The sequence below is a fragment of the Paraburkholderia sp. RCC_158 genome (assembly GCF_041355255.1).
GTDB classification, from domain to species: Bacteria; Pseudomonadota; Gammaproteobacteria; order Burkholderiales; family Burkholderiaceae; genus Paraburkholderia; species Paraburkholderia graminis.
In genome coordinates, this window is record NZ_JBFUPM010000054.1 from 1 (window position 1) to 8,066 (window position 8,066).

Below are 8,066 nucleotides of genomic sequence, written 5' to 3' on the forward strand. Positions count from 1 at the left end.
CAACGAAACAATGAAGAGGTTAACAGAGCATGATTCGGGTTAACAGCCCCTTCGACTCATTTTGTTAGGGTTTCTTAGTAGTTGCGCTGGGCTGCTAGGTGGATTTCTGTTTTAAGAGTTGGTACGGTGCAAAGCCGTAGCTCTTCTTAAAAGCCCTGCTGAAATGCGAGAAATCGCTGAAGCCGCAGGCAGCTGCGACGTCTGCTATATGCTTTGCACGTCCTTCCGCCAAAAATGCGTGGCTCGCGTCTAGACGCTTTTGCCATAAACAACGAACAGCAGTCGTTCCGTGAATTGCGAAGACCCTGTTCAGAGTTCGCCGCGACACTCCAATCGCGTCACAAATGCAATCGACATTGAACTCCGGATCGGATAGGTTGGCGTCAATGTGATCTTTTGCACGTTCCCATAGCTCAACGTGCCGGTCGCGGGGTGCTTTCAATCCTCCGAGTTCGGTCTCAATGGAAGCGGCGATGATGTCTATGACTGAAGAAGCCAGCTTGGAAGCAGCGCTCAACTCTAGCGTGGGGTTCACTCCCGCTGCTCCACGCACGACAGAGGCAGCGAACACACCCATCGGTGACGCACCGTTAAGCGTCAAGGCTGTTAAACGCTCTGCATCGGCAAGTCTGCAAAGCATCTGTGTGCGCGGTATCCGCAGACACACAAGCTGATAATCGGAAGAGAAGATGTACTTGTATGAGCGGGCCGTGTCACAAATGACAATGTCGCCAGGGCCTTGTTTCGTCTGTCGGCCATTCTGTTCGACAATTGCGGAGCCCTTGTTGAGCAAGCACGCTACGAACTCGTCACCGTTGTCTCGGCCTATAGCGCTAGTGGTCCTGACGTAGTGAAGGCCTGGCGCAGCTATGCTCCCGACGCCAAGTTGACCGAACACGCTGTAAGAGATGCTCGCATGGAATGTGTCGCCTTGCTTCTCGACATGAGCACAGTCGACGTAGGGATAAAGATGGCAAATAAGGTCAAGGTACCGATCGAGGCGTTGAGACGTCTGCACGACTGAACTGTCGAATTCTACGATCATAGCGTCGATTACTGACATTAAGCGGCAAGCTACGGTCGTGACTTGCTAACCTACCAAACTTATATCTGGAACCGCGCTGCCTTCAATGCGTGCAAACCCGTAACGGCCGGTCACCTTCATCCGAAATACGCATGTATGGCCTATTCGGTCGGGGTGCAGCGACCGGAGCGAGATATTCAGTACCTTGGCGTGAGAAGTCCACTTTTTATGGCGTGCCCGGTCGCGACTCTCCGGGCAGGCCGCTTTATATTCTCAGGCAGGAGTCGGCAACTAACATGAGCGCACGATGAACCCTTAGATTTACCCGGTAACCCAGGTGGGCGGCTAGTTGTGCGGAATTTTGAAGGAATGCGATCAAAGAGGTCTTGGGATCCGGAGGCGGGCATGGAACGAAGCAGCAACGTTGCACTAAGTATTCAGGCAGTTACGAAAGTCTTCGATGGTGTGAAGGCGCTCGATTCCGTCGGGTTTGACGTATTGGCAGGCGAAGTTCATGGCCTAGTAGGCGGAAACGGCGCTGGAAAGTCGACGTTGATGGGTGTCGCATCTGGGGCTCTTATTCCTGAACTCGGACGTGTTGAAATCGTCGGTCGTGAGACTGCAGGAAACACCGAACAAGCCCGGGAGCTCGGCCTAGCCATCGTCAGGCAGGAACCCGCTCTGATGCCAGACCTTACCGTTGCTGAGAATTTATATGTTGGTGTGCCCAAGCCGCTCCGCCCTTCGCTGCTCGCAATCGCGCCTTGGGCCGAAACTCTTCTCGCGCAGTGGAGCGACGATCTAACCATCCGAGCGTCGGACCGGATCAGCAGTCTTGGCTCCGCCGAGCGGTTCATCGTGGAGATTGTAAAAGCACTTGCGACGAAGCCAAAGGTCCTTGTGCTTGACGAGCCGACAGAGCACTTGATGACAGCGGACGTAGAAAGGCTTTTCGACCGCATACGGAAAGCTGTCGATGACGGGTGCGCCGTCGTCTATATATCGCATCGTATAAGAGAAGTGCGAGCAATTTCCGATCGTGTCACCGTGCTTCGCGATGGAAAGTGCGAGGGAACCTACCACGTAAGCGATCTCACTGAGCACGATATTGTGCACCTTATTGTGGGAGGCGTGCTCGACAGGGAGTTTCCACCAAAACGCGCTCAACTCAGCGCTGTGAAAGCGCTCGAACTTACCTCGTTCCGTGGGCTTAGTTTCTCAAGCGATTCGCTTTGCATCGAGAGCGGAGAAATAGTCGGTCTCGCAGGCATCGATGGGAACGGGCAGCGAGAATTCATGCGTGCGTTAGCCGGACTCGAGCGCAGTCGGGGATCTGTAGAGGTTTTCGGAAAAAAAACGAGGCTGAGGAACTCACGAAGTTCAGTCGGCGCGGGAATTCTGTATCTACCGGGCGACCGTCATCGAGAGGGAATCTTCGCTGATTTGTCGGTGCGGGAGAATTTTGCGGTCCGGAGTCTGAGCATTGACGCCCTGCGAGGTTTCGTGGGGGCTAAAAGCGAACGGTACCGTTCGCTGCAGGCAGTCGGGCAATTCGCTGTCAACACATCATCTATCGAGACCCCGATTCGAAAACTCTCCGGCGGCAATCAGCAGAAGCTTGTCCTTGCAAGTGTGCTCGCAAGCAAACCGAAAATATTGCTCGTTGACGAGCCAACGCAGGGCGTTGACATCGGAGCTCGGGTTGAGATTTACAAGGTCCTGCGAGATGCAACTGCTTCCGGCATAGCCGTCGTCGTGGTCTCTTCTGATGCGGCAGAACTGGCCGGGCTTTGCGACCGAGTATTGATCTTTTCCCGGGGGCAAATCGTTGAAGAACTCAAGGACGCTCAGGTGTTGGAGAACAACATCACGTCCGCGATGCTCACGGCTACAACAGAGCGGAAACGGAGCGCTACTGGCGCGACAGGGACTTTTCAGTGGGCTGCTGGAGGGTGGGCGCCTATAGTCACCATCGCCGTCGTTATATGCGCGTTGGGAATGTACACGACCCATATCAACGACACTTACATGTCGGCACGGAGCGTGAGTGGAATTCTGGCTCTCACAGCTACCTTAGCAATTGTTGCGTACGGTCAGCAGGCTCTTATGCTGGTTGGGGGCATAGACCTATCGGTCGGCCCATTGATGGGGCTCATTGTTGTCATTCAGTCGTTCTTCCTTAACGACGGATCGTCTATCGGACATCAGTCAGCGGGCTGGCTGATTGTTGTATCAGTCGCCATCCTTGTGGGTATCGTCAATTGGATTCTCGTCGATCCACTTCGACTTCACCCGATGGTTGCTACGTTAGTGACTTACATGGCCATTGGCGCGGTATCGCTATTGCTGCGGCCGACTCCAGGGGGGCTTATTTCGGACTCGATTGTGGATTCGATTTCGGCCCAGGTCGGTATTCTTCCGGCGACTGCCGGGATCGCGGTAGCGTTAGGCTTGTTCTTGGAGTTCGCCTTGTTCAAAACGTCGTTGGGAGTGGCGTTCCGTGCTGTGGGCTCCCGCGTTGAGGCCGCACGAATGTCTGGCATACGCTTGCACGTAACGCTGTTTGCTGCGTATGTTGGGTGTTCATTGCTTGCTGCCGTTGCCGCTGTTCCGATGATGGCGCAGGTCGGTTCGGGAGATCCTTCCGCAGGTGTGGACTATACACTCGGCAGTGTCGCCGCAGCAGTGATTGGCGGTGCTAGCCTTTTCGGCGGACGGGGATCGTTTGTGGGAGCGTTGCTCGGTGCTCTACTGATCACGCAACTGAACGTTGTCACCTCATTTCTGGACCTCTCCGACTCTTGGCAGTCGTACCTGCTCGGCGGAATGATTCTGGTCGCGGTGTCTTTCTACAGCAAGTGCAGGCAAATGGCGGTGGCGCGATGAGAAATGTGGATCGGAACATCGGGGCCGCATTGAGCGGGAAGGCATACGCTGGCGGCAGTAACGACCGCAAGAACTTGCTCCGCGTATTTGACGATTCGTCGTGGATCTGGATCGGGCTTGTGGCCCTGTTCGCCGCAAGCGCCGTCGTTGCGCCAGGCACCGTCTCCAAAAGCTCGCTTCTGGCAATGCTTTCCTTCGCAGCCATCCTTGCGATCGTAGCAACCGGTCAAACACTGGTAATTCAGCAAAGAGGGATAGACATGTCGGCCGCGGGCATGATGGCGCTTGGCGGAGTATTAATGGCTAAGTTGGGTGGAGAGTCCGGCTGGGTGTTTTCTGCGGCGTTCGTGGCGATTCTTTGCAGTGGGCTTATCGGTGCACTGAACGGACTTCTCGTTTCGAGGATTGCAATAACGCCACTTGTCGCGACACTCGCGGTCAATGCCTTGATTACGGGCGCGGTTCGCGCGTTCAGTGGAAATGTCCCGATCAGTGTTGCGCCGTCTATGCAGTTTATTGCACACGCGAATCTTGTTGGGATCCCTGCCTGCGCCCTCTTTGCAATTTCCATTACAGCACTCGGCTGGACGGTAACGCGGAAGACCACCATCGGTCGGCGGTTTGTAGCGGCAGGCGTGAACGCCGCAGCTGCCGAGGCGGCCGGCATACGGGTCATCCGGGTCCAGATTGCCGCATACTGCGCTTCGGCGGCCTGTTTTTCGGTCGCAGGCATGCTACTGGCGGGATATGTCGGAAGCGCCTCTCAGGCGCTGGGCAATGGGTATTTGCTTCCTGCCATTGCAGCGGTGGTACTAGGGGGTACACCGTTCGCCGGTGGTAGAGGCAGCGTTATGGCGAGCGCGGCGGCTGCAGTGTTCATGGCGCAACTCGGTCAGTTGGCGCTCGCCCTAGGAGCGGGCCCAGCGCTGCAACTGCTCGTTCAGGCGACTGCGATTCTCGTTGCAACGGCGGTGCGGGCATTGCCGGCAATGGTTAGGACGATACGACTGCGGGCAGATTAGTCTTTTCAGTCGAGCCTGCCACTCTGGTCGTTCATATTGAGAGCGGTCAATGATCGAGCGTGCCCAGAATCGGGAGCGGCGCGGCGCAGCCCTTCGCTCGTTAGGGTAGGTAACTCGCGGTGGCCATAATAGGTCAGTAGGGCAGGGATGCCCATGCGTCGGAAAAGAACAAGGCCCGTTACCCTAGCCACTCCGTGTCCGTCTAAACGACTCTTTAATCGATGCTTGCCAGTTGGGGGCATGTAAGTGGATTCGCTGATGGGGGCTTTGACGACTACAGAGGCAGTAACGCCGTGACGCGGAAGCCGACCGGTTCTGACGAACTCGCGCCTCTTCATGTCAGGGAGGCGAGCGCTGTTCGCCATCGTTCTAACAGTGCCTGCCAGTAATCTGTCGGAAAGCTCGGGCGCCGTTGTTTGCGTTCAGAGCAAGGCAGCTTACTGCGGCGTGGACTACCTCGTGCCAACGTGTGCTCCTAGACTGTCTCGTCGACGGAGACATCGGCGACGAAAATTAGGATAAGCGATCTCGAACACGCAAGTCGCATTGCCGCGCGATGATCCGTCGTGGAACGCCGCTCAGCATGTTTTAGTTCAGGTAAAGCTAATTAAAAAGGAGCCTAAAACTTAGCAATGCGAAGTCATGCGTGTAACGACGCGTCTGCTGTCTTAATCGAGAAATTTCGCAAGATTTATTCGCCGCGCTTCGGCGAGCCTGTGTCAATCATAGTTACACCAGTTGTTGAATGCATGGATTAAGTGTGTGGAAAACACCTAGTTCAATTGTGTTCGCAGCATGGAGCTTTGTGATCAGATTCAAGAGTTCGTTAATCTCGCTGCCAGGCGTCGCACAGTATTTAAGTATTCCTAAAGACACGGGGTGTGGAGACAAAGCAGGGAAGAGTTCGCTTCCCGTAGCGAATTACTTAGAAGCAGTAAAACCGTGAACGTTTTATTACGTTGGAGGAGACAATGAAAAAGCGTATTCTTATGGCAGCCCTTCTTGGCGTCTGCCTCAATGTGCATGCCCAAAGCAGCGTCACCTTATATGGACGCCTCGACGCGGGACTTGAGTATATGTCTGGCGTGCCGACAAGTCCAAATGCCGCGGGCCAGGCGACGGCCAGCACTCACCGGTTTAGGGCAGAGAGCGGAAACTGGGGGACAAGTCTATGGGGTATGAAAGGAGTCGAGGATCTCGGAAACGGTACGAAGGCGGTTTTCCAGTTGGAAGGTTCGTTTAACACTATGACAGGTGCCGGTCCCAGTAATGGGGGGCTCTTCAATCGATGGGCAACCGTCGGTTTCGCGGACGACAGGTACGGCACTGTTCTTCTCGGCCGAGAATTATTCATCTCTAACAATCTTTGGGACTTTGATCCGATGGGGCAGACAGCGTGGTCCTCCGCTTCTCTATTCCGCGGCCGAAACTGGCCCTTCTCGAGCAATAACATATCGTACCAGTCACCTAAGCTAGCGGGATTTGACTTCTACGGGCAGTACTCCTTGTCAAACGCCACCAACTGGAATGGGAATGGAACTACTGCACAAGGGAGAGCCGCAGGCGCGCAGGTAACCTACTCATCTGCGCTTTTCCAAGTACGGGCGCTCTACGATGAAATCCGCAACCCGTCAAACGGGAAATTGTATGGAGCACCTACCGATTCAATCAACGCTGCAAACGCTGCAGGCGGCATATTCCAAGCCTCGCGTGAGTATTCAGCGCTCGCGAATGTTTTCCTTGGACAGTTCAAGATATCGGCCGCTTATCAAGCGCTGAGGACGTCTGGAGCAATCGGTGTCCTCCCGGGCCAACCGACCACGCTCGATCAAGTTTGGGGTGGCTTGACTTGGCAGGCGTCTCCCGCTGCTGCTGTTATCGGCGCCGTCTATCACGTGAACGGAAACAATGGATCGGGCAACGCGAATATCTATACCTTGGGAGCTTCATACAACCTTTCCAAACGAACAATGCTCGATCTGCAGGTTGCGACGGTACAAAATAGCAAAGCCGCCAATTTCGGTTTGAACGCGAACAACCCGGGCACCTCCGTGGCCAGCGACAATCCGCTGCCGGGTCATAGTCAATCAGGCGTTTATGCGGGGATTCAACACTCGTTCTAGGAGGAATGCGCCATATTGGATTAGGTTCACGCTGCTGCGAGAGGCGCGTTGCGGTGCAACCTCTTCGGATGTTGCCCGCTTTTTTTTGAGCTCACTGCTACCCCCGTCGGTGTAACGTCGGGTCGCGCGCCGCGCAGGGTCACGCTCGGGACATGAATTTCACCGCAGAAGAGTCTCATTTTTCGCGTCGGGCGCCTTCCGGCCTGTCCAGGCCAACGCCCCGTCGAAGCGGCGACTCAGCGCCGAATCGGCGACATATAGCGCACGCACACCTTGATCTTTGCGCCACGCAGTCACGCAAGCTTTCTATGCTTGTCTTAGGAGCTTCGCTTTGATCCGCGCATTGACCGAGATCTCGCCCTTTACATTGAGCTGTCCCAATGCTATGGCCCTTCGTTGGTCACCGACGGATTTCCGAATGACTGTATGGGTTTAGCCGACTAAAGTGAAAAAAGGCGGTCTGCGGGGACGCGGGCGCACGGCACACGACGTGAAGTCCCTTCGCACCTCCCCGCGCATCTTGCTTCAACTGCCGCGCCAATGTTCGAAATGCCCATGCGTATGGTTATCGCGCCGCGCTAACTAAGGCTCGAGACCCAGCCCTTTCAAGATCCTGATCAAGATGTCTCGCCTTTGGCGCGTTCAAGCGATCCGGCTCAGCTACGCATACGGAGGCGTGGCCCCAAGACCCGCAAACCCGTGTCCTATGTCCAAGGCGCCGTAGCCCGTGCCATCACAGTACCGCGCGCCCGCCGCTTCTGCTGGGCTGGCATCAGGCGCAGGCCAGCTTCATCGTGTGTGAACATGGCCGCAACAGCCCGGCGCTTGCCAGTAGTGGACGCTGGGCGCGTCGAGACTGGACATTTGCGTGAGCAACCCATTGACCTGAAGTCCGGCCTGCAGGGCTGGCGGATGATCGAACTGCAGTTGGACCGTAAGCGCGCAATTTTCCACACCTAGATTCTGATGTTGAAGAGGGTCACGATTGCGTCCGCAACCTAATTTTGCGGA

5 protein-coding genes are annotated in these 8,066 nt (G+C 55.6%); 3 read left to right on the forward strand and 2 right to left on the reverse strand.

The genetic code is table 11. The annotated features are described in order from the left end of the window. Nucleotides 1-94: 94 nt before the first annotated feature. Nucleotides 95-1,063, reverse strand: a complete 969-nt coding sequence (locus AB6809_RS35900) for a helix-turn-helix domain-containing protein (protein WP_371028564.1) — start codon at nt 1,061-1,063, stop codon at nt 95-97. 366 nt (nt 1,064-1,429) lie between these two features. Here AB6809_RS35900 and AB6809_RS35905 point away from each other — a divergent pair, with 366 nt between their 5' ends. The 3 genes from AB6809_RS35905 to AB6809_RS35915 all read left to right on the forward strand — a co-directional run bounded on the left by AB6809_RS35905 (nt 1,430) and on the right by AB6809_RS35915 (nt 7,055). Beyond that, nucleotides 1,430-3,910, forward strand: coding sequence for an ATP-binding cassette domain-containing protein (locus AB6809_RS35905; RefSeq protein ID WP_371028565.1), 2,481 nt, complete (start codon nt 1,430-1,432; stop codon nt 3,908-3,910). Then, complete coding sequence (locus AB6809_RS35910) at nt 3,907-4,932, forward strand: ABC transporter permease (protein ID WP_371028566.1); 1,026 nt, start codon at nt 3,907-3,909, stop codon at nt 4,930-4,932. Before AB6809_RS35905 ends, AB6809_RS35910 begins: the two co-directional genes overlap by 4 nt. 971 nt (nt 4,933-5,903) lie before the next feature. Beyond that, the gene (locus AB6809_RS35915) at nt 5,904-7,055 is read left to right on the forward strand and encodes a porin (protein WP_371028567.1); all 1,152 of its coding nucleotides are present in this window, start codon (nt 5,904-5,906) and stop codon (nt 7,053-7,055) included. Between the two features lie 789 nt (nt 7,056-7,844). On the opposite strand, the gene AB6809_RS35920 is transcribed toward AB6809_RS35915, so the two are convergent. Then, a partial coding sequence (locus tag AB6809_RS35920; protein WP_371028568.1) for a hypothetical protein occupies nt 7,845-8,066 on the reverse strand: 222 nt, incomplete at its 5' end.

What these genes read in the sequence shown, in the direction of transcription:
- AB6809_RS35905 (WP_371028565.1), top strand. Translation starts at nt 1,430, where the DNA reads ATGGAACGAAGCAGCAACGTTGCACTAAGTATTCAGGCAGTTACGAAA.
- AB6809_RS35900 (WP_371028564.1), bottom strand. Translation starts at nt 1,063, where the DNA reads ATGTCAGTAATCGACGCTATGATCGTAGAATTCGACAGTTCAGTCGTG.
- AB6809_RS35910 (WP_371028566.1), top strand. Translation starts at nt 3,907, where the DNA reads ATGAGAAATGTGGATCGGAACATCGGGGCCGCATTGAGCGGGAAGGCA.
- AB6809_RS35915 (WP_371028567.1), top strand. Translation starts at nt 5,904, where the DNA reads ATGAAAAAGCGTATTCTTATGGCAGCCCTTCTTGGCGTCTGCCTCAAT.